Below are 23,046 nucleotides of genomic sequence, written 5' to 3'. Positions count from 1 at the left end.
CGAGGCCATCAGCATGTACGACATGATCATCAGGGCGGGACGCCTGGGAAACGGGCAGCTTGTCGACATCGCCATCCTGGACGGAAGGATAGCGGCCCTGGGTGCGCTGCCAGAGACCACGGAGGCGAAGCAAACCCTCACTCTGGCCGGACAGGTGCATGTGAGCGCCGGCTGGATCGACGGCCACACCCACTGCTATCCCGCCTCCCCCATCTATTGCGATGAACCGGACAAGGTGGGGGTGGCGTCCGGCGTCACCACCGTCATCGACGCCGGCAGCACGGGCGCCGACGACGTGGACGACTTCCAGCGCATAGCCGCCACCTGCAAGACCCGGGTCCACGCCCTGCTCAACATCTCCCGCATCGGCCTGCTGCGCCAGAACGAGCTGGCCGACAGCCGGGACCTCGACATGGATCTCGCCTCGGCGGCCATTGCCCGCCACCCCGGCTTCATCGTCGGCATCAAGGCACGCATGAGCGGCAGCGTGGTGGGCGAGAACGGTCTGCAACCCCTGCGCATGGCCAAGCAGATCCAGCAGGCCAACGGCAACCTGCCGCTCATGGTGCACGTGGGCAACACGCCGCCGGATCTGGACGAGATCGTCGCCCTGCTGGGGGACGGCGATCTGCTGACCCACTGCTTCAACGGCAAGCCGAATCGCATCCTGACTCCGGCGGGCGAGCTGCGCCAGGCGGTGCGCGAAGCGATGCGGCGTGGACTCTTGCTCGACATCGGCCACGGCGGCGCCAGCTTCAGCTTCGAGGTGGCGGAAGCGGCCATTCGGCAGGGGATCCTGCCCCACACCATCAGCTCCGACATCTACTGCAAGAACCGCATCAAGGGGCCGGTCTACAGCCTGGCCCACGTGATGTCGAAATTTCTCGCCATCGGCATGACGCTGGAGCAGGTGCTCGCCTGCGTCACCCACCAGGCCGCCGACGCCCTGCGCCTGTCCGGCAAGGGGCGACTCGAGGTGGGCGCCGATGCCGATCTGACCCTGTTCGAGGTGATGAACGGCCCCACCCTCTTTACCGATACCGAAGCCGGCGCCCGCAGTGGCGATCGGCAACTGATGCCCCTCGCCGCCCTGGTCGGCGGCGAACTGGTTCTGACTCACTATGGGAAATCACACCATGCCTTCCGTGTATGAGAAATACCGGCTCAAACCGGTGATCAACGCCTCCGGGCGCATGACCCTGCTCGGCGTCTCCACCCCCGAGCAGGAGGTGGTCGAGGCTGTCAACTTCGGCCTCGGCCACTACTTCGAGGTGAAGGATCTGATCAACAAGACCGGCGCCTACCTGGCGGGCTTGCTGGATGTGGAAGATGCGGTGGTGGTCTCCTGCGCCAGCGCCGGCATCGCCCAGTCGGTGGCCGCGGTGATAGTGCGCGGCGACCCCTACCGCCTCGAGCAGTTGCACGCCCATGCCCACAATGTGCCGAGCGACATCGTGCTGCCCAAGGGACACAACGTGAACTTCGGTGCCCCCGTCGGCACCATGGTCAACCTGGGGGGCGGCAAGGTGGTGGAGGCCGGCTACGCCAACGAGTGCTCTGCCGCCCAGCTGGCCGCCGCCATCAATGCCAGTACCGCCGCCATCCTCTACATCAAGTCCCACCACTGCGTGCAGAAGAGCATTCTGTCGGTGGCCGAGGCGGCCGAGGTGGCCAGGGCCCACGGGATCCCGCTCATCGTCGATGCGGCGGCCGAGGAGGATCTGCGTCTCTACTACAACCAGGGAGCGGATCTGGTCATCTACAGCGGCGCCAAGGCCATCGAAGGGCCCACCAGCGGGCTGGTGCTCGGCAAGCGCCAGTACGTGGAGTGGGTCAAGCAGCAGGCCAACGGCATCGGCCGTGCCATGAAGGTGGGCAAGGAGGGGATCCTCGGCCTGACCCACGCCATCGAGCGCTACCTGGCCAAGGAGAAGGAGAGCGGTACCGCCATGGTCGCCAAGATGACCCCCTTCATCGAACGCCTCAACCAGTTGCCCGGCGTCAAGGCCCGGGTGGTGTGGGACAGCGCTGGGCGCGACATCGCCCGCACCGATATCGCCTTCGACCACCAGCAGATCGGTATGACCACAGAGCAGGTCGTCGCACGCCTGCAGCAGGGCACGCCTGCCATCTACTGCCGCGGCTACAAGGCCAATGAGGGGCACATCGAGATAGACGTGCGCAGCGTCACCCTGCCCCAGCTCGACCAGATCCATGCCGCCATCGCCCACCTCGTTCAGGAGAACCGCTGATGTCCCTTGTTCCCAACGACAACCGCATTCGGGTCTGCCAAAACGCATTACCGGGTTTCAAACAGCACGCCGTCGTCGACAGCTACCTCTGATTCAGGAGAACAACTGATGTCTCTTACCCCCAATTACTACCGCGATCGGGTCTGCCTCAACGTGCTGGCCGGCTCCCGACAAAATGCCGTCGACATTTATGAGGCTGCCGAGGGCCACGTGCTGGTCGGTGTGCTCTCCAAAAACTACCCGGATGTGTCCTCCGCGGTGGCCGACATGCAGGCTTACGCCAGGCTTATCGACAACGCCCTCTCCATCGGGCTGGGGGCAGGCGATCCTCGCCAGTCCACCATGGTGGCCGAGCTGGCCCGCCAGCTCCAGCCCCAGCACGTCAACCAGGTGTTCACTGGCGTTGGCGCCAGCCGGGCACTGCTCGGCCAGTCTGACACCCTGGTGAACGGCCTTGTCTCCCCCACCGGCACCCCGGGGATGGTGAAGATCTCCACCGGTCCCCTGAGCAGCCAGCAGCCGGACGGCATTGTGCCCATCGACACCGCCATCGCCCTGCTCAAGGACATGGGCGGCAGTTCGGTCAAGTTCTTCCCCATGGGAGGCCTGGCGTGCCGCGCCGAGTATCAGGCGGTGGCCGAGGCCTGCGCCCGTCACGGCTTCTGGCTGGAGCCCACCGGCGGCATCGATCTCGACAATTTCGAGGAGATAGTGCGCATCGCGCTGGATGCCGGGGTCGAGAAGGTGATCCCCCACATCTACAGCTCCATCATCGACAGCGAGAGCGGTCAGACCCGTCCCGAGGACGTGCGTACCCTGCTGGCCACGATGAAAGGACTGCTGGCATAGCGACACCCTCAGGCACCGGTCCGATCACTGACCGGTGCCTGGCTTGTCAATGACCCCCTTGTTAACATCGATTTTTCATTCCGCGACAGGAGTCCGATCCCGCCTCATGATCAAGCTGCCCCACCCCAGACTCCAGCAACTGCTCACCCTGCTCCACGCCGAGCCGCTGCCGCAGGAGGAGCTGGCCCGCCGCCTCAATGTCTCCACCCGTACGGTGCGTACCGACGTGGCGACCCTGAACGAGCTCATCGCCACCCGGGGTGCCCACCTGATCCACCAGCGCGGCAGCGGCTATCAGCTCAAGATCTACAATCAGGGGCTGTTCGAGGCGCTGCTGGCGGCCCAGGAGCAGGAGAGCGGATTGCCCCGCACCAGCCGCGAGCGAGTGCTGCACCTGCAGATCCTGCTGTTGAAGGCGGAGCAGGGGATCAAGCTCGACGAACTGGCGGACACCTGGTATCTGAGCCGGGCGGCCTTGCAGGGTGACATGACGGAGGTGCGGGAGCGGCTCGCCCACTTCGGGCTCGCCATCGACAGCAGACCCCGGCTGGGGATGCGCATCCAGGGGGGCGAGACGGCGATCCGCGCCTGCCTCACCCAGCTGCTCTGCCAGGAGCTGCTGCACCGGCATCCGCTCCAGAGCCTGCTGCCCACCCTCTGCCCCAGCAAGACGCTGGAGGTAGTGGGCAACCACATTCACGAGCAACTCGGTCGCCATCAGCTGCGTCTGGCCGACGAGAGCCTGCAGCAAGTCACCGTCTACTGCGCCGTCGCCCTGCTGCGCCAGGCGTCCGGCCACGAGTTGCAGCAGTTTGCCAGCGATGACATCACGCCGGCCCTGGCTGCGGTGGCCCGCGACATCTATGCCGAGCTGCCGACCCTGACCCCGCCGGGGCAGGAGGAGATCGCCTGCCTCGCCATCCAGATCCAGGCACGCCTCACCGCGGAGACGCCCCTGCTCAGCCCGGCCATGGCGGCCGAAAGCGAGCAACTGGTGGCACACCTGCTGGACTACATCCACCAGCACTACCCTTATGACCTTCGCGGCGATCCGCAATTGCGGGCCGACCTGCAGACCCACATCGGCGTCATGCTGCTGCGGGTCAAGTACCAGATCGGCAGCCACAATCCCCTGGCGGACCACATCAAGCAGTATTACCCCCTCGCCTACGACATCACGCTGGCGGCCATCTCGGAGTGGATCAGGCAGACCCCGTACCACCTGACCCATCACGAGATAGGCTACCTGGTGATCCACATCGGGGTCGGCCTGGAGCGCCACCATGACATCGGTTACACCCGGCGCCCCCAGGCGCTGCTGCTGTGCGATGCGGGCAACGCCACCTTCCGGGTGCTGGAGGCGCGTATCCGGCGGGAATACCCCCAGCTTCAGCTGACCACGCTGGAGTCGGTGCGGGATTACGAGGGGCTGGTGCGGGTCGAACAGGATTTCGTCATCAGTACCGTCAAGGTGAGCGAGAAAAATGCCCCCGTGGTGCAGGTGGCCCCCTTCCCGACCCAATACCAGTTGGAGCAGCTCGGCAAGCTGGTGCTGGTCGATCGCACCCGCCCCTACCTGCTCGACAAGTACTTCGATGCCGACCACTTCATGGTGCTTGATGAACCTCTCAGTCAGGCGGCGCTGTTTGATCGCATCTGCAGCCAGCTGGAGGCGGAAGACCTGGTGGAAACCGGCTTTCGGGGATCATTACAGGAGCGGGAGCGGATCGTCTCCACCCTGCTGGGGGACGGCATCGCCCTGCCCCACTCCCTCGGTCTGCTGGCGCGCCGCACCCTGGTCTATACGGTGCTGGCGCCACAGGGGATCGACTGGGGCAACGGGGAGAGCGCCACCCTGATCTTCGTGCTGGCCATCGCCAAGGCCGACTACGAGGAGGCGATGGGACTTTACGACCTGTTTCTGGCGCTGATGAACGAAAAAGCCAGCAGGAACCTACTGGCTTGTCGGGAGTTTGCCGCCTTCAAGGCGCTGGCGCGCAGCGCTCCCTGAGGCAACGGGGGAATTTACTCCTCGTTGAAGCCAGAGGTGAACAGCGCCACCACGGCGGCCAGGGCCTCCACCTCTTCGGGGCCCTCCACCTGCACCTCCACCTGCTTGCCCTGGGCGGAGTCCAGCATCAGCAGGCCGATCACGCTGTCCGCGTCGGCCTCCACGCCATCCTCGTTGCGCAGCAACACGTGGGCATCGAATCCCTGTACCAGCTCGAACAGCATCATAGCCGGTCGGGCGTGAATGCCTAGCTTGTTTTTGACTTCTACCGAGGCGGAAACTGTCATCTGAGCATCCTGTGTGTCAGGCGGGGTTTGAACGCTTGTCCAACGTGCGATGGCGGATCTGCACGTTCTTGCCAAGCAGCCGGAATGCGCTGGCGAGCCGCTCGGCGATGAACACCGACCTGTGCTGGCCACCGGTGCAGCCGATCCCGACGGTCACATAGCTGCGATTGTTGCGCTCCAGATGGGGCAGCCAGGTCCCCAGCATGTTCTCGATCTGCTGGATGAACAGCATGACGTCGGGCTGGCTCGAGAGGTAGTTGGCCACGGGCTCATCCTTGCCGGTGAAGGGCTTGAGCTCGGGGATCCAGTGCGGGTTGGGCAGGAAACGGGCGTCGAACACGAAGTCCGCATCCTTGGGAATGCCGTACTTGAAGCCGAACGACTCGAACACCAGCACCAGTTCGTTCTCTTTCTTGCCGAGCACCCGGGTCTTGATGAGCTCGCTGAGATCGTGAATGCTGAGGTTGGTAGTGTCGATGCGCAGGTCGGCGGTCGAGGAGAGCGGCGCCAGCAGATGGGTTTCTTCCCGGATCGCCTCGTCCAGCGACAGCTTGTTGCGGGACAGGGGATGCAGACGGCGGCTCTCGCCGTAGCGTTTGAGCAGGGTGGTGTTGTCCGCGTCGAAGAAGAAGCTCGAAAACTTCACCCGTCCCTCGTTGCGAACCTGGCTCAGCAGGCTCTCCAGCCTGTCTGTCTGGGCTGGCAGGTTGCGCACGTCGATGCTGACCGCCAGCTTGTCATACTGGCTCTCCACCGAGACGATCAGCTGGGGCAGCAGGTTGACCGGCAGGTTGTCCACGCAGTAGTACCCGAGATCCTCCAGCACCCTCAGGGCTACCGTCTTGCCGGAGCCCGAACGACCGCTTACCACTATTAACTGCATCTTGTCCCCTCACGCCAACGTGGCTGTGTCAGACCCGGCCTCAGGCCGACGTCATGATCTGATAGAGTTCTTCGTCGCTGGTCGCCTGGCGCAACTGGCGGCAGACGGCCTTGTCACCCAGCTTGGATGCCATCAGGGAAAGGGTCTTGAGGTGCTGTTTGCACTCGCTTTCCGGCACCAGCAATGCAAAGAGCAGGTCAACCGGTTGATTGTCGATAGAATCGAAAGGGATGGGTTCGGAGAAGGTCATCAATACGGCGGTCGGGGCAAAAGCATCGTCGATCCGGCCGTGGGGAATGGCGATACCGGCACCGATCCCGGTACTGCCCATCTTTTCACGCGCCAGCAGGCTCTCAAACAGCACCTGGCGGGAGGCACCGAGGCGCTCTGCGGCCAGTTCACTGATGATCTCTAGCGCACGTTTCTTGCTGGTACAAGGGACCGCACTCTTGGTGCAGTCCCGACTCAGTATGTGTTCAAGTTGCATAGTTATTTTTGATTTAACTTATCTTTGTGCTTGATGATCTGCCGATCCAGTTTATCCAGCAGGGTATCAATCGCCGCATACATGTCGGCATGCTGCGAATTGGCGAACACCTCTCCCCCGCTGACATGCAGCTTGGCTTCGGCGATCTGGTTCAGTTTTTCGACGCTCAACACCACATGTACGTTGTTGATATGGTCAAAGTGACGCTCGAGTTTGGCAAATTTGTTGTTCACATAGTCACGCAGAGCTTCGGTAATCTCGACATGGTGTCCGGTCAGGTTGATTTGCATAACGTCTTCCTTTTGTTTGCCTAAACCAGGCGTTTGCGCTGATTGGATGGCGGGATCAACAAGGATTCACGGTACTTTGCGATCGTGCGTCTCGCCACCATAATACCCTGTTCGGCCAGCAAATCCGCGATCTTGCTATCACTAAGCGGCTTGGCGGGGTTCTCCGCCGTCACCAGCTTCTTGATGAGCGCACGAATAGCGGTCGATGAGCACTCTCCTCCTCCCTCCGTATTGACATGACTGGAGAAAAAAAACTTCAGTTCGAAGATGCCGCGGGGCGTATGCATGTACTTCTGGGTCGTGACCCTAGAAATGGTCGACTCATGCATCTCCACGGCCTCGGCGATGTCATTGAGCACCATGGGTTTCATCGCCTCTTCGCCATACTCGAAGAAGCCCTGCTGCTGCTCGACGATACAGCTGGCCACCTTGAGCAGGGTGTCGTTGCGGCTCTCCAGACTCTTGATGAACCACTTGGCCTCCTGCAAATGGGAGCGGATGAACTGGGTATCCGTGCTGCTGCGGGCATTGCGCGCCATGGCCGCATAGGCCTCGTTGACACGGATGCGCGGTGCCGAGTCCGGATTGAGCTCCACCACCCACTTGCTCCCCTTCTTGACCACGGACACATCCGGGATCACGTACTGGGATTCACTCTGGATGATGCCGTTGCCGGGCCTGGGCTCCAGTTGCTGGATGAGGTCCAGCACCTCCTTGAGATCGCTCTCCTTGAGGCGGGTCTTGCGAGCCAGGGTGCGATAGTCGCGATTGCCGAGCAGATCCATGTGCTCGCGGATCACCTCCCTGGCCTCGTTGAGCCAGGGCAATTCAGGCGAATACTGGCCGAGCTGGATAAGCAGGCACTCCTGTACCGAGCGGGCGGCGATGCCGACCGGATCGAAATGTTGCACCCGCTTGAGCACCGCTTCGACCTCATCCAGTTCGACTTCTACCTCTTCGCTGCTGACTGCAGCCTGAATATCTTCGAGGGTGGCCGTCAGATAGCCGGATTCGTCGATGGCATCGATGATGGCCAGCGCGATCGCCGCATCCACATCGCTGAAGGGGGTGAGCCGCATCTGCCACAGCAGGTAGTCCTGCAGGTTTTCGGTGGTTTCCCCCTGATAGATGCTGTCCTCCCCGTCGTGAATGGGCCCTGCACTCTGGGCCGTACCGGCGGAGTAGACCTCGTCCCAGGTGGTGTCCACCGGCAGTTCGTCCGGCATGCTCTCCTGGGCCATGGCATCGCTGGAGTCGAGTTGACTGGCGTCCTTTGTCTCTGCCTCACTGGTTTCCTGCGCCTCGTTCTCCTCTTGCTCCAGCAAGGGGTTGTTGTCGAGCGCTTGCTGAATTTCCTGCTGGAGTTCCAGGGTGGAGAGCTGGAGCAGACGAATCGCTTGTTGTAATTGTGGCGTCATGGTCAGGGACTGACCGAGGCGCAACTGTAATGTCGGCTTCATCTACGTCGGGATATCCTTATGTTCAGCGAGGCAGTCACCTAACAAAAATGAGGGGTGCCCCCTTACTATAGACTGAATTGATCGCCCAAATAGACGCGCTTGACCTGCTCATCGGCGAGGATGTCGGCCGGCGCACCTTCGGCAATCATCTTGCCGTGGCTGACGATGTAGGCCTTCTCGCACACATCCAACGTCTCTCTGACGTTGTGGTCGGTGATCAGCACACCCAGCCCGCGTTCTTTCAAATGCTGGATGATCTTTTTGATGTCTATGACGGAAATAGGATCAACACCGGCGAAGGGCTCATCCAGCAGAATGAAGCGCGGCTCAGCCGCCAGTGCCCGGGCGATCTCGACCCGGCGGCGCTCCCCGCCCGAGAGGCTCTGCCCCAGGCTGTCGCGGATATGGGTGATGTTGAACTCTTCCAGCAACTGTTCGACCTTATCCTCCCGCTCTTCCCGGCTCAACCCCTTGCGGGTCTGCATGACCCCCATCAGGTTGTCGAACACCGACAGGCGCCGGAAGATGGAGGCCTCCTGCGGCAGGTAGCCGATGCCGTTGCGGGCTCGGATGTGCATGGGCTGCAGGCTGATGTCCTGCTCGTCGATGGTGATGAGACCGGCATCCCGCTGCACCAGGCCCACGATCATGTAGAAGGAGGTGGTCTTGCCCGCCCCGTTCGGGCCGAGCAGTCCCACGATCTGGCCCGTTCCCACCTCCAGGCTCACGTCGCTGACCACCATGCGGCGCTTGTAGCTCTTCTGCAGACCCGTTGCTTTTAACACTGCCATGGTTTCTGTTTCCTACTTCTTCTGGTCGGCGGGCTTGTCGAAGTTCTCGACCTGATCCGGCAGGAACACCGTCTTGACGCGCTGGGCCGGCCCCTTGCTCTCGGCGATCATCTTCTGTTTGACGATGTCGTAGCGGATGAGATCCCCGTTCACCTGGCTGTCTTCCTGCTTGAGCTGGCCGTTGCCGGTGATGGTCACCAGCCGGTTCTTCAGTTCGTAACGGATGCTGTTGCCGTGGGCATTGACCGGCTTGCCGTTGTCCAGCACCTGGAAGAAGGTGGCCGGATTGCCATAGGCCGTCATCACTTCCGCCCCCTTCTCGCCGGAGCGGATCACCACCACCTTGTCGGCCTGAATCTTGATGGTGCCCTGGGTGATGATGACGTCCTCGCTGAAGGTGATGCGGTTGTCCTGCATCTCGGCCACTTGCTTGACCGCATCCACATAGACCTTCTCGGCGAAGTCGGACTCTTTGGCGCTCAGGGTGCCGCACAGCAGCAGGGTCGTGAGGGCCAGATTAACGTTTTTCATTGAAATAAGTGGCATGGCCTTTATCCAGTAATTCGAAATATTTACGTTCCAGGTGACCCTTCAGGCCCACGCCTTCGGTCTGGAATTCCTGGCCCACTATGCTGATGTGCTGGTTGCTTCTCATCTCCTGAGTCACCAGATCCAGCTCCAGATAAGGGCTGTCCAGCGTGGAGATGAACGAGGTCGGCAGCAGGCCGTCCAGATGCACCTTGTCACGCAGGATCACATTGTCATCGGTGTTGAGCACCCCGGTCTCGGCCGTCAGCTTCCACTCGGCCTCCCCCTTCTCGTCGAACATGTAGACCACCGGCTTGTCGAAGGTGGCCTGCTCGAGGATCTGGTAATACTCCGCGTATTCCGACTCCAGCCGTTCGGTCCGTTTGCCCAGTTCGTTGAAGCGGGTCGTCACCAGGTTCCTGGCGGTGAAGTCCGGCTGAAAGTTCTCCACCTTGGTGGTCGGCTCCGGGGCCAGCTCGATCTCGCCAAGCTGCCAGGCCGCCAGCGCCACCAGGAACAGCAGTCCGAAGAGCACCGTCTGCTTGTTCATATCGACGCCTCGGGTTGATAGTCTCCCAGGCCCTTGGCCTGGAGGATGAGATCGCACACCTCGCGCACCGCACCGACACCGCCTCCCAGCCGCGTCACCATGTCGGCCCGCGCCAGCACCAGAGGATGGGCGTCCGCCACGGCGATACCCAGGCCACAGGCCTGCATCACCGGCAGGTCTATGGTGTCATCCCCCATATAGGCTGCTTGTGATGCATCCAGCCCCAGCTTGGCCAGCAGTGCCTCGAAGTGGGGCAGCTTCTGATCCGCCCCCTGCACCAGGTGCTGCACCCCCAGGCCCTTCATGCGATCGCTGACGATGCGGGAGTTGCGCCCCGTGATGATGGCGATCTCGATGCCCGCATTGAGCAGGGCCCGCATGCCGGCGCCGTCGCGGGTGCAGAAGGTCTTCAGCTCTTCGCCATTGTTGCCCATATAGATGAAGCCATTGGAGAGCACTCCATCCACATCGCACACCAGCAGGCGGATCTGCGCCGCCCTCTCGTACTGGCTGCGCGTCACCGGACCATAGAGGGTCGGTACGTCTTGCATCAAATTACTCCGGCTTTCAGCAGGTCGTGCATGTTGAAGGCGCCCAGCGGACGTCTTTCCCCGTCCACGACCAACAACCCGTTGATCTTTCTGGTTTCCATCAGTTTGACGGCCTCGGCCGCCATCATCTCAGGTCCTACGGTAACACAGTTCACCGTCATGACGCGGCTGATGGGGGTGTGATGGATATCCACCTGCAGGTCCAGAATGCGGCGCAGGTCACCATCGGTGAACAGGCCGGCAAGCAGCCCCCGTTCATCCACCACCGCCGTCATGCCGAGCCCCTTGCGGCTCACTTCCAGCAGCGCCTGGCTGATGGTGGCATCTATCCCCACCTTGGGCAACAGCTCACCGCTGTGCATCAGATCGCCGACCCGCAGCAGCAGCCGCTTGCCCAGCGACCCGCCAGGATGGGAGAGCGCGAAGTCATCGGCGGTGAAGCCACGGGCCTCCAGCAGGGCCACGGCCAGCGCGTCCCCCATCACCAGGGTCGCGGTGGTGCTGGAGGTGGGGGCCAGACCGAGGGGGCAGGCCTCCTTCTCCACCTTGATGCACAGATGCACATTGGCCTCTTTCGCCATGGTGGAGGCCGGGTTGCCTGTCATGCAGATGAGTGGAATGCCGCGACGCTTGAGCACCGGCAGCAGGGCCAGGATCTCGTCGCTCTCGCCGGAGTTGGAGATGGCGATGATGAGATCCCCGCTGGAGATCATCCCCAGATCCCCGTGGCTGGCCTCGCCCGGGTGCAGGAAGAAGGCGGGCGTCCCCGTGCTGGCCAGGGTCGCGGCAATCTTGTTGCCGATATGACCCGACTTGCCCATGCCGGTCACCACTATCTTGCCGCCGCAGCGCAGCACCATCTCGCAGGCGCGCTCGAAGGCTTCGTCAAGGTACTGGTAGAGCCCATCTATGGCTTGTTTTTCTATGTCCAGCACCGCACGGGCACTGCGACGGAAATCGAACAATTCAGACACTTTTTCAGGCTTTACAGACATAAAGGCACAGCTCCGGGCCGAAATTTGCTGCGGGATTATAAAAAAGTCTGCCGAGATAAGCGAATCGGATGCGGAAGGGCTGGTCGTTGATGCAAGTTGTTACATAAAACTGTCGCATCTTTGGGGGGGAAACCCGCTCAATAGTTGTTCCTCGCTGTTGCTTAGACCTAGACTAGCCCATAAAATTCGCTCTTCATTTATACCGGATGGACAATTGTTTGAACGATGACCTGATCACCATCTCCGACCTGACGTTCAGTCACGGAGATAGGTTGCTGTACGACAGGATCAACCTGACCATTCCCCGTGGCAAGGTCACCGCCGTCATGGGGCCGAGCGGGATCGGCAAGACCACCTTGCTGCGCCTGATCGGGGGCCAGCTGAAGCCTGAATCCGGTCACATCCTGTTTGACGGGGAAGACATCCCCACCCTCTCGCGCAGCCGGCTGTATGAAGTGCGAAAGCGGATGAGCATGCTGTTCCAGAGCGGCGCCCTGTTCACCGGCATGACGGTCTTCGACAACGTGGCCTTTCCGCTGCGGGAGCACTCCGGTCTGCCGGAGGAGCTGATCCACACCATCGTCATGATGAAGCTGCAGGCGGTGGGCTTGCGCGGCGCGGCGAAACTGATGCCCTCCGAGCTCTCCGGCGGCATGGCCCGACGCGCGGCCCTGGCCAGATCCATCGCGCTGGATCCGGATCTCATCATGTATGACGAGCCCTTCGTCGGTCAGGATCCCATCACCATGGCGGTGCTGGTCAAGCTGATCAAGGAGCTCAACGACGCCCTCGGCATCACCTCCGTCATCGTCACCCACGACGTGAAAGAGGTGCTGAGCATCGCCGACTACGCCTACATCATCGCCAACCGCAAGGTGGTGGCCCAGGGCACGCCGGAGCAACTGCGCGAAGAGCACAACCCCGAAGTCGAGCAGTTCCTGAAAGGATTGCCCGACGGTCCTGTTCCGTTTCATTTTCCGGCAGGCGACCTGCTACAGGATCTGTGATGTTGACAACTCAGGTAAGCAAGCTGGGTCGGAGCGGGGTGCGCTTCATCAGCGCCATCGGCCGCGCCACCATCATGCTGTTTCATGCGCTGGCGGGCCGTCCCCAGCCACGCAAGCACTTCCCGCTGCTGGTGCAGCAGCTCTACGTAGTGGGTGTACAGTCCGTCGCCATCATACTGGTGTCGGGCCTCTTCATCGGCATGGTGCTCTCGCTGCAGGGCTACAACGTATTGAAGGATTTCGGCGCAGAGCAGAGCCTGGGGCCCCTGGTCTCCCTCTCCCTGCTGCGGGAGCTGGGCCCCGTGGTCACCGCCCTGCTGTTCGCCGGTCGCGCGGGCTCGGCCCTCACCGCCGAGATCGGCCTGATGAAGGCCACCGAGCAGCTCTCGAGCCTCGAGATGATGGCCGTCGATCCCCTGCGCCGCGTCGTGGCGCCACGCTTCTGGGCCGGTGTCATCAGCATGCCGCTGCTGGCCTTCATGTTCAGCCTCATCGGCATCTTCGGCGGCAAGCTGGTTGGCGTGGACTGGCTGGGGGTGGATGAGGGCAGTTTCTGGTCCGCCATGCAGGCCTCCGTCGACTGGCAGGACGACATCATGCAAGGGGCCATCAAGAGCCTGATCTTCGCCCTGGTGGTCACCTGGATCGCGCTCTTCAACGGCTATGATGCCAAACCGACCTCGGCCGGGATCAGTCAGGCGACGACCCGCACCGTGGTCCACTCATCCCTGGCCGTGCTCGGTCTGGATTTTATACTCACCGCAGTCATGTTTGGATAAGGGAAAGATGAAGTTCAGCAAAGTAGAATTTCTGGTTGGCGCCTTCATGCTGGCTGGCATCGCGGCCATTCTGGCATTGGCGCTGCAAGTGGCGGGGTTGAGTTTCAAACCGGAAGGAGAAACCTATACCCTGCGCGCCCATTTCGATAATATCGGCGGCCTGAAAGTACGCTCGCCGGTCAAGGTGGGCGGTGTCGTCGTCGGTCGTGTCAGCGACATCAGCCTGGATGCCAAGAGCCAGGTGCCCGTCGTCTCCCTGCAGATGCAGAAGAGTGCCGGCGAGTTCTCCGAAACCAGCACCCTCTCCATCCTCACCTCAGGTCTGCTCGGCGAGCAGTACATCGGTCTGGCTCCTGGCTTCACCGACGAGGAGATGGGCACCAGCATGCTCAAGGACGGCGACATGATCGAAGACACCAAGTCCGCCATCGTGCTGGAAGACCTGATTGGCAAGCTCCTTTACAGCCAGTCCTCTCCGGCCGCCAATACACCCGCAACCAAGGAGTAACCATGTTCAAGAAAGTCGCCCTGCTGCTGGGTCTGATGACCAGCATGCTGTTCTCCCTCGTCGCCCGGGCGGATGTCAACACCTCGGATCCTTACGCCCTGGTGGATCAGGCCGCCCAGCAGACCTTTGCCCGCCTGAAAGCCGACCAGGCCCAGGTGAAGAGCAACCCGGACCACCTGAGGGTGATCATCCGCGAGGAGCTGCTGCCCTATGTGGACAACCGCTTCGCCGCCTACAAGGTGCTCGGCAACCAGATCAAGCAGACCACCCCGGCCCAGCGTGACGCCTTCGTCGACGTCTTCACCGAGTACATGGTGAGCTCCTACGCCGATGCCCTGGCCCACTTCGACAAGCAGACCGTCAAGGTTCAGCCGGGCAAGGCCGCCGAGAGCAACATCACCGCCGTCAACGTCAGCGTGAAAGAGGCCGGCAAGCCGGACATCTTCCTCGAATTCAAGCTGCGCAAGAACAACAAGACCGGCGAGTGGAAAGCCTTCGACATGGTCGCAGAAGGGATCAGCCTGCTCTCTGCCAAGCAGAACGAGCTCGGCGGCCTCATCCGCCAGAACGGCATCGACGCGGTGATTGCCCAGCTGCGCGAACACAATGCCAAGCCGCTGGTCATCAAGTCATGATCCTGAGCGGTGACTTGCAGGCTGCCCAGGTCAACGATCTGTGGCAACGCCGCGCCGACTGGTGGCAGGACGACCGACTCGAACTCGGTGCCGTCACCACCCTGGATTCCGCCGGCCTGGCCCTGCTGGTCAAATGGGCCAAGGCGGCCCTGGCACGAGGTGCCACACCGACACTGGTGGGCGCCTCCGACGATTTTCATACGCTGACCAACCTCTACGGGGTGGCCGGCCTCTTTCATTCAACCCCGCTCACAACTGAGGACTCATAATGCAAGTCTCTGAAATTGAAGCGATACTCCTCGAGGCTTTGCCATTGTCCGAAGTCCATGTCAAAGGGGATGGCAGTCACTACCAGGTGATCGCCGTCGGCGACATGTTTGACGGCATGAGCCGGGTCAAGAAACAACAGGCCATCTATGCCCCCCTGATGGACAAGATCGCCACCAACGAGATCCACGCTCTCTCCATCAAGGCCTATACCGACGCCGAGTGGAAACGCGAGCGTAAATTCCAGCTGCCCTCCTGATTTGGTAAAGAAGTAACCATGGACAAATTCAAGATCACCGGCCCCTGCACCCTCTCCGGTGAAGTGACCATCTCCGGCGCCAAGAACGCCGCCCTGCCCATCCTGTTCGCCACCCTGCTGTGCGACGAAGAGGTGCAGCTCTCCAACGTGCCGCGTCTGAAAGACGTCGGCACCACCCTCAAGCTGCTGGAGATGCTGGGCGCCACCACCAAGGTCAACGGCAATGTGACTGTGCTGACCGGTGCGGTGAACAACCACGTCGCCCCCTACGAGCTGGTGAAGACCATGCGCGCCTCCATCCTGGCGCTGGGTCCGCTGGCGGCCCGCTTCGGGGCGGCCGACGTCTCCCTGCCCGGCGGCTGCGCCATCGGTGCCCGCCCGGTCAACCTGCACGTCCACGGCCTGGAGCTGATGGGCGCCAAGATCACCATCGAGGACGGCTATATCAAGGCCCGTGTCGACGGCCGCCTGAAGGGTGCCCACATCCTGATGGACATGGTCTCCGTCACCGGTACCGAGAACCTGATGATGGCCGCTGCCCTGGCCGACGGTCGCACCGTGATCGAAAACGCCGCGCGGGAACCGGAGGTGGTCGATCTGGCCCACTTCCTCAACGCGCTCGGAGCTAACATTCAGGGTGCGGGTACCGACACCCTGACCATCGACGGCGTCGAGCGTCTGCACGGTGGCAGCTACAGCGTGCAGCCTGATCGCATCGAAACCGGGACTTTCCTGGTGGGCGCAGCGGTCACCGGCGGCAAGATCACCTGCCGCAACACGGATCCGAGTCTGCTGGAAGCCGTGCTGGTCAAGCTGGAAGAGGCAGGCGCCTTGATCGAGAAGGGCGAGGACTGGATCACCCTGGACATGACGGGCCGCCCCCTGAAGCCGGTTACCATCAAGACCGCCCCCTACCCGGCCTTCCCGACCGACATGCAGGCCCAGTTCACCGTCCTGAACGCGGTCGCCCAGGGTACCGGCATGGTCACCGAGACCATCTTCGAGAACCGCTTCATGCACGTGCCCGAGCTGGTACGGATGGGCGCCGAAATCGAACTGCAGGGCAACGTGGCCATCTGCCGCGACACCAACCAGCTCAAGGGTGCCCAGGTGATGGCGACCGATCTGCGCGCCTCCGCCAGCCTGGTGCTGGCCGGCTTCGTGGCCGAAGGGGCCACCATAGTCGATCGCATCTATCACATCGACCGTGGCTACGAAGATATCGAGCACAAGCTGCAAGGCCTGGGCGGTCGCATCGAGCGCATCAAGGAATAAGTCCGGTTCCTCATGAGCCGTGCATAAAAAGGCCCCCTCGCCAGGCGAGGGGGCCTTTTTCATGGTCGCGATTCAGACAGGGCAGAGGGAGATCAGTGCCCCGCCAACTTCATCTGCTCGACCAGCACAGAGCCGGTCTTGAGGCTGGAACGCTCGTCCTCGTCCATCCCCACCGCCACGATATGGCTGAACATCTCGGCCAGGTTGCCCGCTATGGTGATCTCCTCCACCGGATAGGCTATCTCGCCGTTCTCCACCCAGAAACCGGCAGCGCCGCGGGAGTAGTCGCCATTGACGATGTTGACCCCCTGCCCCATCAGCTCCGTCACCAGCAGGCCGGTGCCCATCTCCTTGAGCATGCCCTGGAAGTCCTGACCTGTGCTGGAGACCTGCCAGTTATGGATGCCCCCGGCGTGGCCCGTGGTGGTCAGCCCCAGCTTGCGGGCGGAGTAGGAGGTGAGCAGCCAGCTCATCAGCTCGCCGTCGCGGACTATGTCCAGGTCGCGGGTACGCACCCCCTCCCCGTCGAACGGGGTGCTGGCGAGCCCCCCCAGCAAGTGGGGGAACTCCTGAATGGTGAGCCACTCGGGCAGGATCTGCTTGCCCAGCTTGTCCAGCAGGAAGCTCGACTTGCGATAGAGGTTGCCCCCGCTGATGGCCATCACCAGGTGGCCCCAGAGCCCGGCTGCGGTATCGGGGTGGAACAGCACGGGGGCGTGACGGGTGCTGATCTTGCGAGCTCCCAGGCGGGAGACGGTGCGCTCCACCGCCTCGTCGGCGATGCGCTGCGGGCTCCAGAGCCCGTCCAGGGAGCGGCTGGAGGAGTAGCCATAGTCCCGCTGCATATCGCCGTCCTGCTCGCCGATCAGCACGCAGCTCAGGGAGTTGCGCGATGCCGCATAGCCTTTGACGAAGCCGTGGCTGTTGCCATAGACCTTCACCCCCAGATGGCTGGAGAAACTGGCGCCGTCGGAGTGCTTGATGCGGGCGTCGCGCCCCAGGGCCAGTCGCTCGCACTCGATGGCCAGCTCGATGCCGCGCTGGGGATCGAGCTCGATGGCGTGACAGAGTTGCAGATCCGGCGCATCCCAGGCCAGCAGATCCGCATCCGCGAGGCCGGCGCACTCATCGGGAGAGGTATGGCGGGCGATCTCCATGGCCGCTTCCACGGCGGCACGAATGGCCGGCTTGGTCAGATCCGTGGTGGACGAGGAGCCCTTGCAGCCATCGCGATAGACGGCGATGCCGAGCGCCCCGTCCTTGTTGAACTCGATGCTTTCCAGCTCGCAGCCCCGGGTATTCACCGAGAGGCCTGTCTGTTTGCTGATGGAGACTTCGGCAAGCCCGGCGCCCAGCCCTTTTGCTATCGCCAGGGCCTCGGCGACCACGGCCTCGAGATGGGCTTGATCCTGGCGGATTTGATCTTGCTGGTCCATAACTCACATCTGTATGAAGGAAGGAAAGAGGCTAAGCATATCAGACCCCTGCGCCCAGCGGGAGAAGCTGGTAACATATCCGCCAAACGTGAATGACAGGAATCTAGAGACCGATGAGTCAATATCAAGACGACAACGAGTGGGAAGACTGGGGCCCCAGCAAGAGCCAGCTCAAGCGCGATGCCGAGGCCTTGCAGAAGATGGGGGAAGAGATCGTCTCCCTGAGCCACAGCGAGCTGGAGAAGATCCCGCTGGACGAGGAGCTGGCCGAAGCGGTCGAGCTGGGCCGCAAGCTCAAGCCCAAGAAGGATGAGTCCTTCCGCCGCCATCTGCAGTTCATCGGTCGCCTGATGCGCAGCCGCGATGTCGGCCCCATCGAAGAGGCCCTCTCCATCATCAAGATGCGCCACTCCACCGTGAACGCCCGTCTGCATCGTCTCGAACAGTGGCGCGAGCGCCTGATCACCGAGGGTGACAGCGCCCTCAACGAGCTGATGTCCCAGTTCCACGAACTGGACCGCCAGAAGCTGCGCCAGCTGATCCGGACCGCCAACAAGGAGCGGGAGCTGAACAAGCCGCCGGTCGCCTATCGCGAGATGTACCAGTACCTGCGCGGCGAGATCGAAGACCAGCTGTAAGCCAGCAGCCTGCTGACGGCAGAAACAAAAACGGGGCCAATCAGGCCCCGTTTTTTATGCTAGATCAGTTGCCCGCCATACACTGGGTATGGGTGCCGGGCTGCAGATAAGGCACCAGCAGGGGGGCCATCCCCTTGAGTACCTGCACCGGTAGCGCCGACGTGAAGCGGAACTTGTCGGACTGGCTGCCCGGCACATAGGCCGTCAGGGTGCCGAAGTGATCATTCCCGATGTAGAAGACAAAGGTCGCGGTACGGTTGCGGGCCAGCGAGCTGGTCACATTGCCGTAGCGGCCAACCGTCTCGATCCTGTTGTCCCCCGTCCCCGTCTTGCCCCCCAGGGCCAGGATGGTGCCGTCCTGCAGGGCGAAGGCTCCGGCGATGCGCCGCGCCGTGCCCCCTTCCACCACCTTGGACAAGGCGTTGCGCAGGGCATCCGCCACCTCGACCGGCATCACCCTGACCCCTTGGGTATTGGCCGGCTCAAAGGCGGTGGCAAAGGGGGTGTCCTTGGCGAAGGAGAGATGCTCGATGCGCAGGGTCGGCGCCCGCATCCCGCCGTTCTGGATGATCCCCATCAACTCCGCCAGAGCCGCCGGCCTGTCACCCGAGCTGCCAAGGGCGGTTGCCAGGGAGGGCACCAGATGGTCGAACGGATAACCCAGGCGTGCCCAGCGCTGATGGATGTCGAGGAAGGCCTCGACCTCCAGCATGGTACGGATCCGGCTGTCCCTGGCACTGCGATGGCGGGTCTTGAACAGCCAGCTGTAGACCTCCTGACGCTCGTCCCGGCTGGCCTCGACGGCGTCGGCGAAGGTCGCCTTGTCAAACGCCCTGAGATAGGAGAGCAGCCACAGCTCCAGGGGGTGGACCCGGGCGATATAGCCCTGGTCCGGCAGTGAATACTTACCCGGACCGTAGCTGACATAGAGCTGCTCGACCCGCTTCTCGCTCAGCTTCTCCCGTGGCAGGCGCTTCGCCAGGAAGGCGGCAAACTCCGCCTGCGACGCCTCCGGCATCAGGTAGCGATGCACGGCCGCGAGACGCACGGCGCTGGGCTTGAGACCGTCGAGGAAGGTATCGAGCTGCTCTTCCACCGTCTTGCCGCGATACTTGCGCCAGAAGCGCAGCAGATAAGTCTGGCCCTCCTTGTCGGCAAACTTGGCGAGATACTCGGTGCGGCGCGGATCCTTGTCATCCTTGAGCAACTGGGCACGGTTGCCCTCCTTGTAAAGGCTGTAGCGCACTATATCCCGCATCAGCCGCACGAACGGCAGGTTGATGGATTCACGCAAGGCATCGCGGATAGGGGGGATGCGACCGTTGTCCTCCTTGCGGAAGTTGTTGAAGGTGTGCATGCCGCCCCCGGTGAAGAAGCCTTCATAGGGGCTCGCGGAGTACTTGCGGTCCAGCGCGGCCTCCAGCATCACGGGCAGGCTCCGGTCCCTGGCATTGATCAGATAGGAAATGGCCCAGCGGCTGATGTTGTCCTGATCGGAGACCTCGATCTTGCGCAGACTCTCGGCCGGCATGTTCCCGTAGCTGTCGTGCAGCTCGGTGACGATCTCGAGATAGGTGGTCAGCACCCTCAGCTTGGCGGTGGACCCCAGCTCCAGCTTGCTTCCCTCGTTGATATCGAACGGCTGATCCGTGTTGTCGGTCTGCACGCGCACCTTGACCCCTTCCGGGGTCTTCTCGAACAGGGTAAAGCTGTATTTCACGTCCCCCGTTTTCTCCGGCGAGAGCAGGCGCTCACCAAACAGGCCGACCTGGGCGGCGAAGGCGGGATCCGCCAACTGCTGCAGATAACGTGAGACCTCGTTTTGCAGCGGCATGTTGAGGGTGGTATTGGCCGTCAGATCCATGCGGTCCAGGTCATAGAGCTGAACCCCGAGCTGGCGGCTCAGACGGGTTCGAGCCACCTGCAGGCCCTTGTTGTTGTTGACCCGGGTGATGGCCGGTGCCTGCAGGAAATCGCGGAAGACCAGCTGGGCCTTGAGGGCGGACTCCATCAGGGGGGGCGTGATCATCCCTTCCTGCACGAACAGTCTCAGGTAGCTGTCTGTCAGGGTCGACAATGCCTCCCGGCCCTGAGCCAGGTAGTAGGAGGGGCGACGGTGGGCAATCATCAGGGAAACGACCTGGCGCAGTGCCAAGCCCTGTTCGGCCAAGGTAGCGTCCTGATTGCGGGCGGGGTCCAACAGACGATTGACCTCGTCCACATTGGCCCCGAACCAGACCCAGAGCCCATCCCCCAGACCATGAACCTCGCCGTATCCCGGGGCGGCAGAGAGCGGCACCGAGTTGAGATAAGCCCAGGCAACCAGCTTGCGCGCCTCCAGAGTCTCGGGCCCCAGACGATAGGCACGCACGCTGGCAGAGACCATCTGGCGGATCTTCTCGGTCGGCGAAACGGTCAGGCCATCGGGAGAGTGACGATACTTCTCCACCTGGGTCGCCAGGGTACTGCCGCCGGCCGACTGATCCTGCATGTCCAATGCCTTGCCCACCTGAGACAGGGCCGCCTTGGCGAAGCGTGGCCAGTCCACGGCCGGGTTGGCGAGGGGCTCCTTGTTGCTCAGCAGATCCCGGTTCTCGATAAACAGCAGCGACTGTATTACCAGAGGCGGTATGGCGTTGAAATCCGGATAGTAATGGGTCGGATACTTGTACTGGTAGAAGGGCTCGGCACGACAGTCATGCAGCGTCAGCCCAGCCTGAACCTTCTCGGTGTAAGGGACAAAGAAACCATGGCTGGCATAGTTGTAGAGTGCATCAGAAAAACGCACCTGCTCGCTCACCTGATAGCCGCGCTGGGTTAGACGCTCCTGGATCATGGGCATCAGCACATAGCCAAGGCGCTTGTCGAAGGGGCCATCGTCCGGGAAGGCGATCTGTTTGCTGGGGCCGGGTTCAAGCTGATACGTCAGCTTGGCTGCATAGCGGGAGACCTCCTGCGACTGCAGCCGTGATGTCTTCATCTCATAGCCGACCAGGGCAATCACGGCAGCCAGGCAAAGCACGAAGATAAAACAGAACAACCAGCGCCACCAAGGGCGACGCTTGCGCTGATGTTGCCCGTCCGCATGCGGGACGGATGAATCCTGAGATGCCACTTTATTCGAATCCGTCTGTTTTGATGCGCCCATATCAGCCCCACCATGGTTGCGCAATTTATTGTCTTTCAATCAAGCTTAGTCGTTTCAAGTCAAGGGCTTGAAAACTATTGACTGCTTTGCAGCGATGTTAACAGGGCAATTGTGAAAATGGGAGCCGATTGTTGCAGCGCGGCAAGAGATCCGAGCTGAGGGGAAAATGAAACACCGGCCCAAGGCCGGTGTTTGCGAGAGCAGGGCGGGATTACTTGCTGGTACCCATGCCTTTCAGCTTGGTGCTCAGTTCCTTGCGCTCCTTGGAGAGCTCTGCGTTCTTAATGATGTGGTCATCAACCCGCTCTTCATAATCCGCACGCATGTTGGCGATGATGGCCTGTACCTCGTCGATGCTCATGCCGGGCTTGATGTAGTCGCTCAGGTTGTCGAGCAGCAGGACCCGCTTCTGGTTGTCACGGATCTTCTTCTCGTTATCCGCGATCTCACGCTTGAGCTTGTTCTGACGACGGGACATACGCACATATTCCAACACATCGCTGAAGGTAGACTTGTTTACTTGTTCCATATCGATACCACTACTGAAGGTGAATGAAAACTGATCGGTATTCCCAGTACCAGATAAAGAGACGAAGGCATGGCATGGGCAAACCTAGAATGCCCTTTACTCTACCGAGTTATGATGCAGATACAACCCCAATCGCAGGCCCGATACCGGGTTTAAACAGAAGAGAGCCAACTGGACAATCTGATGCACAGCGGTGGGTGCTCAGGTAAAGTCATGTCCATACGCCAAGCAATGACAGCGGGCAAATAGGCCACTCCATGCAGAGATATAAATAAGAGGGAGCGAGGGGCAGGACAACGGCGAACAGACATTTCAGGCAATAAAAAACCCCGCTCAAATGAGCGGGGTTCTTCGTGTTGGGTGCCTGGCAGTGTCCTACTCTCGCATGGCGAATGCCACACTACCATCGGCGCTACAGCGTTTCACTTCTGAGTTCGGCATGGGGTCAGGTGGTTCCACTGCGCTATTGCCGCCAGGCAAAATCTTCAATCTGAAAAAGCTGATTTAATTATTCGTTCTCGGTATCTGCTACAAGCCTTCGAACACTTCTTGGGTGTTGTATGGTTAAGCCTCACGGGTAATTAGTATGGGTTAGCTCAACACGTCGCCGCGCTTACACACCCCACCTATC

25 protein-coding genes and 1 rRNA gene are annotated in these 23,046 nt (G+C 61.7%); 12 read left to right on the top strand and 14 right to left on the bottom strand.

Translation table 11 applies throughout. The features are described from left to right. Nucleotides 1–13 precede the first annotated feature (13 nt). The 4 genes from AB5Y72_RS06915 to AB5Y72_RS06900 all read left to right on the top strand — a co-directional run bounded on the left by AB5Y72_RS06915 (nt 14) and on the right by AB5Y72_RS06900 (nt 5,112). Complete coding sequence (locus AB5Y72_RS06915) at nt 14–1,153, top strand: amidohydrolase/deacetylase family metallohydrolase (RefSeq protein ID WP_325783556.1); 1,140 nt, start codon at nt 14–16, stop codon at nt 1,151–1,153. Next, nucleotides 1,137–2,252, top strand: coding sequence for a DgaE family pyridoxal phosphate-dependent ammonia lyase (locus AB5Y72_RS06910; RefSeq protein ID WP_325783555.1), 1,116 nt, complete (start codon nt 1,137–1,139; stop codon nt 2,250–2,252). Before AB5Y72_RS06915 ends, AB5Y72_RS06910 begins: the two co-directional genes overlap by 17 nt. Nucleotides 2,253–2,360: 108 nt before the next feature. Next, nucleotides 2,361–3,101: a KDGP aldolase family protein gene (locus AB5Y72_RS06905; protein WP_042074429.1), complete on the top strand. Its 741-nt coding sequence runs from the start codon at nt 2,361–2,363 to the stop codon at nt 3,099–3,101. Nucleotides 3,102–3,207: 106 nt separating this feature from the next. Continuing rightward, complete coding sequence (locus AB5Y72_RS06900) at nt 3,208–5,112, top strand: PRD domain-containing protein (RefSeq protein WP_325783554.1); 1,905 nt, start codon at nt 3,208–3,210, stop codon at nt 5,110–5,112. Between the two features lie 14 nt (nt 5,113–5,126). On the opposite strand, the gene npr is transcribed toward AB5Y72_RS06900, so the two are convergent. The 10 genes from npr to AB5Y72_RS06850 form a co-directional block, all read right to left on the bottom strand. Then, on the bottom strand, nt 5,127–5,399 hold the full coding sequence (gene npr, locus AB5Y72_RS06895; protein ID WP_042074425.1) for a PTS phosphocarrier protein NPr: 273 nt from the start codon (nt 5,397–5,399) through the stop codon (nt 5,127–5,129). A 16-nt stretch (nt 5,400–5,415) separates the two neighbouring features. After that, nucleotides 5,416–6,282, bottom strand: coding sequence for an RNase adapter RapZ (gene rapZ / locus AB5Y72_RS06890; RefSeq protein WP_042074423.1), 867 nt, complete (start codon nt 6,280–6,282; stop codon nt 5,416–5,418). 40 nt (nt 6,283–6,322) lie between these two features. Then, on the bottom strand, nt 6,323–6,769 hold the full coding sequence (gene ptsN / locus AB5Y72_RS06885) for a PTS IIA-like nitrogen regulatory protein PtsN (RefSeq protein WP_010675870.1): 447 nt from the start codon (nt 6,767–6,769) through the stop codon (nt 6,323–6,325). A gap of 2 nt (nt 6,770–6,771) precedes the next feature. Next, complete coding sequence (hpf, locus tag AB5Y72_RS06880; RefSeq protein WP_005305957.1) at nt 6,772–7,059, bottom strand: ribosome hibernation promoting factor; 288 nt, start codon at nt 7,057–7,059, stop codon at nt 6,772–6,774. A gap of 20 nt (nt 7,060–7,079) precedes the next feature. Further along, the gene (locus tag AB5Y72_RS06875; RefSeq protein WP_325783553.1) at nt 7,080–8,519 is read right to left on the bottom strand and encodes an RNA polymerase factor sigma-54; all 1,440 of its coding nucleotides are present in this window, start codon (nt 8,517–8,519) and stop codon (nt 7,080–7,082) included. 65 nt (nt 8,520–8,584) lie between these two features. Continuing rightward, nucleotides 8,585–9,310 carry an LPS export ABC transporter ATP-binding protein gene (lptB, locus tag AB5Y72_RS06870; protein WP_010675872.1) on the bottom strand — a complete coding sequence of 242 codons (726 nt, stop codon included), beginning with the start codon at nt 9,308–9,310 and terminating at the stop codon, nt 8,585–8,587. 12 nt (nt 9,311–9,322) lie between these two features. Then, on the bottom strand, nt 9,323–9,841 hold the full coding sequence (gene lptA / locus AB5Y72_RS06865; RefSeq protein WP_042074415.1) for a lipopolysaccharide transport periplasmic protein LptA: 519 nt from the start codon (nt 9,839–9,841) through the stop codon (nt 9,323–9,325). Further along, entirely contained in the window at nt 9,828–10,388 is a 561-nt protein-coding gene (gene lptC / locus AB5Y72_RS06860; protein ID WP_042074414.1) for an LPS export ABC transporter periplasmic protein LptC, read from the bottom strand. Before lptC ends, lptA begins: the two co-directional genes overlap by 14 nt. Beyond that, nucleotides 10,385–10,939, bottom strand: coding sequence for a 3-deoxy-manno-octulosonate-8-phosphatase KdsC (kdsC, locus tag AB5Y72_RS06855; RefSeq protein ID WP_042074412.1), 555 nt, complete (start codon nt 10,937–10,939; stop codon nt 10,385–10,387). The genes lptC and kdsC overlap by 4 nt, the downstream gene beginning before the upstream one ends. Then, nucleotides 10,939–11,934, bottom strand: coding sequence for a KpsF/GutQ family sugar-phosphate isomerase (locus AB5Y72_RS06850; protein ID WP_325783551.1), 996 nt, complete (start codon nt 11,932–11,934; stop codon nt 10,939–10,941). Before AB5Y72_RS06850 ends, kdsC begins: the two co-directional genes overlap by 1 nt. A 206-nt stretch (nt 11,935–12,140) precedes the next feature. On the opposite strand from AB5Y72_RS06850, the gene mlaF reads away from it, so the two are divergent. The 7 genes from mlaF to murA are packed head-to-tail and all read left to right on the top strand — an operon-like array spanning nt 12,141 to nt 16,664. After that, nucleotides 12,141–12,941: a phospholipid ABC transporter ATP-binding protein MlaF gene (gene mlaF / locus AB5Y72_RS06845; RefSeq protein ID WP_325783550.1), complete on the top strand. Its 801-nt coding sequence runs from the start codon at nt 12,141–12,143 to the stop codon at nt 12,939–12,941. Continuing rightward, on the top strand, nt 12,941–13,720 hold the full coding sequence (gene mlaE, locus AB5Y72_RS06840; protein WP_042074408.1) for a lipid asymmetry maintenance ABC transporter permease subunit MlaE: 780 nt from the start codon (nt 12,941–12,943) through the stop codon (nt 13,718–13,720). The genes mlaF and mlaE overlap by 1 nt, the downstream gene beginning before the upstream one ends. Before the next feature lie 7 nt (nt 13,721–13,727). After that, nucleotides 13,728–14,228 carry an outer membrane lipid asymmetry maintenance protein MlaD gene (mlaD, locus tag AB5Y72_RS06835; RefSeq protein ID WP_325783549.1) on the top strand — a complete coding sequence of 167 codons (501 nt, stop codon included), beginning with the start codon at nt 13,728–13,730 and terminating at the stop codon, nt 14,226–14,228. Between the two features lie 2 nt (nt 14,229–14,230). Then, nucleotides 14,231–14,863, top strand: a complete 633-nt coding sequence (gene mlaC, locus AB5Y72_RS06830) for a phospholipid-binding protein MlaC (RefSeq protein WP_042074403.1) — start codon at nt 14,231–14,233, stop codon at nt 14,861–14,863. Continuing rightward, a complete protein-coding gene (locus tag AB5Y72_RS06825; protein WP_368198764.1) occupies nt 14,860–15,132 on the top strand; it encodes a lipid asymmetry maintenance protein MlaB in 273 nt (90 codons plus the stop codon). Before mlaC ends, AB5Y72_RS06825 begins: the two co-directional genes overlap by 4 nt. Then, nucleotides 15,132–15,389 carry a BolA family iron metabolism protein IbaG gene (gene ibaG, locus AB5Y72_RS06820; protein ID WP_010675882.1) on the top strand — a complete coding sequence of 86 codons (258 nt, stop codon included), beginning with the start codon at nt 15,132–15,134 and terminating at the stop codon, nt 15,387–15,389. The genes AB5Y72_RS06825 and ibaG overlap by 1 nt, the downstream gene beginning before the upstream one ends. Nucleotides 15,390–15,407: 18 nt before the next feature. Next, nucleotides 15,408–16,664, top strand: a complete 1,257-nt coding sequence (gene murA, locus AB5Y72_RS06815; protein WP_325783547.1) for a UDP-N-acetylglucosamine 1-carboxyvinyltransferase — start codon at nt 15,408–15,410, stop codon at nt 16,662–16,664. Between the two features lie 92 nt (nt 16,665–16,756). Here the strand turns inward: murA and pmbA are convergent, their stop codons facing one another. Next, nucleotides 16,757–18,100, bottom strand: a complete 1,344-nt coding sequence (gene pmbA, locus AB5Y72_RS06810) for a metalloprotease PmbA (protein ID WP_325783546.1) — start codon at nt 18,098–18,100, stop codon at nt 16,757–16,759. Nucleotides 18,101–18,213: 113 nt separating this feature from the next. On the opposite strand from pmbA, the gene yjgA reads away from it, so the two are divergent. Then, nucleotides 18,214–18,738, top strand: coding sequence for a ribosome biogenesis factor YjgA (yjgA, locus tag AB5Y72_RS06805; protein WP_042074394.1), 525 nt, complete (start codon nt 18,214–18,216; stop codon nt 18,736–18,738). Nucleotides 18,739–18,802: 64 nt separating this feature from the next. Here the strand turns inward: yjgA and AB5Y72_RS06800 are convergent, their stop codons facing one another. The 3 genes from AB5Y72_RS06800 to rrf all read right to left on the bottom strand — a co-directional run bounded on the left by AB5Y72_RS06800 (nt 18,803) and on the right by rrf (nt 22,892). After that, a complete protein-coding gene (locus AB5Y72_RS06800; RefSeq protein ID WP_325783545.1) occupies nt 18,803–21,886 on the bottom strand; it encodes a transglycosylase domain-containing protein in 3,084 nt (1,027 codons plus the stop codon). A 211-nt stretch (nt 21,887–22,097) separates the two neighbouring features. Further along, the gene (tmaR, locus tag AB5Y72_RS06795) at nt 22,098–22,415 is read right to left on the bottom strand and encodes a PTS system regulator TmaR (protein ID WP_325783544.1); all 318 of its coding nucleotides are present in this window, start codon (nt 22,413–22,415) and stop codon (nt 22,098–22,100) included. A 362-nt stretch (nt 22,416–22,777) separates the two neighbouring features. Then, a 5S ribosomal RNA gene (gene rrf, locus AB5Y72_RS06790) occupies nt 22,778–22,892 on the bottom strand. Nucleotides 22,893–23,046: the final 154 nt, after the last annotated feature.

It is taken from the genome of Aeromonas sp. R7-4, assembly GCF_040908055.1.
Lineage (GTDB): Bacteria > Pseudomonadota > Gammaproteobacteria > Enterobacterales > Aeromonadaceae > Aeromonas > Aeromonas sanarellii.
The sequence above is the reverse complement of the archived record's forward strand: the minus strand, read 5'-3'. Positions and strand labels throughout refer to the sequence as shown.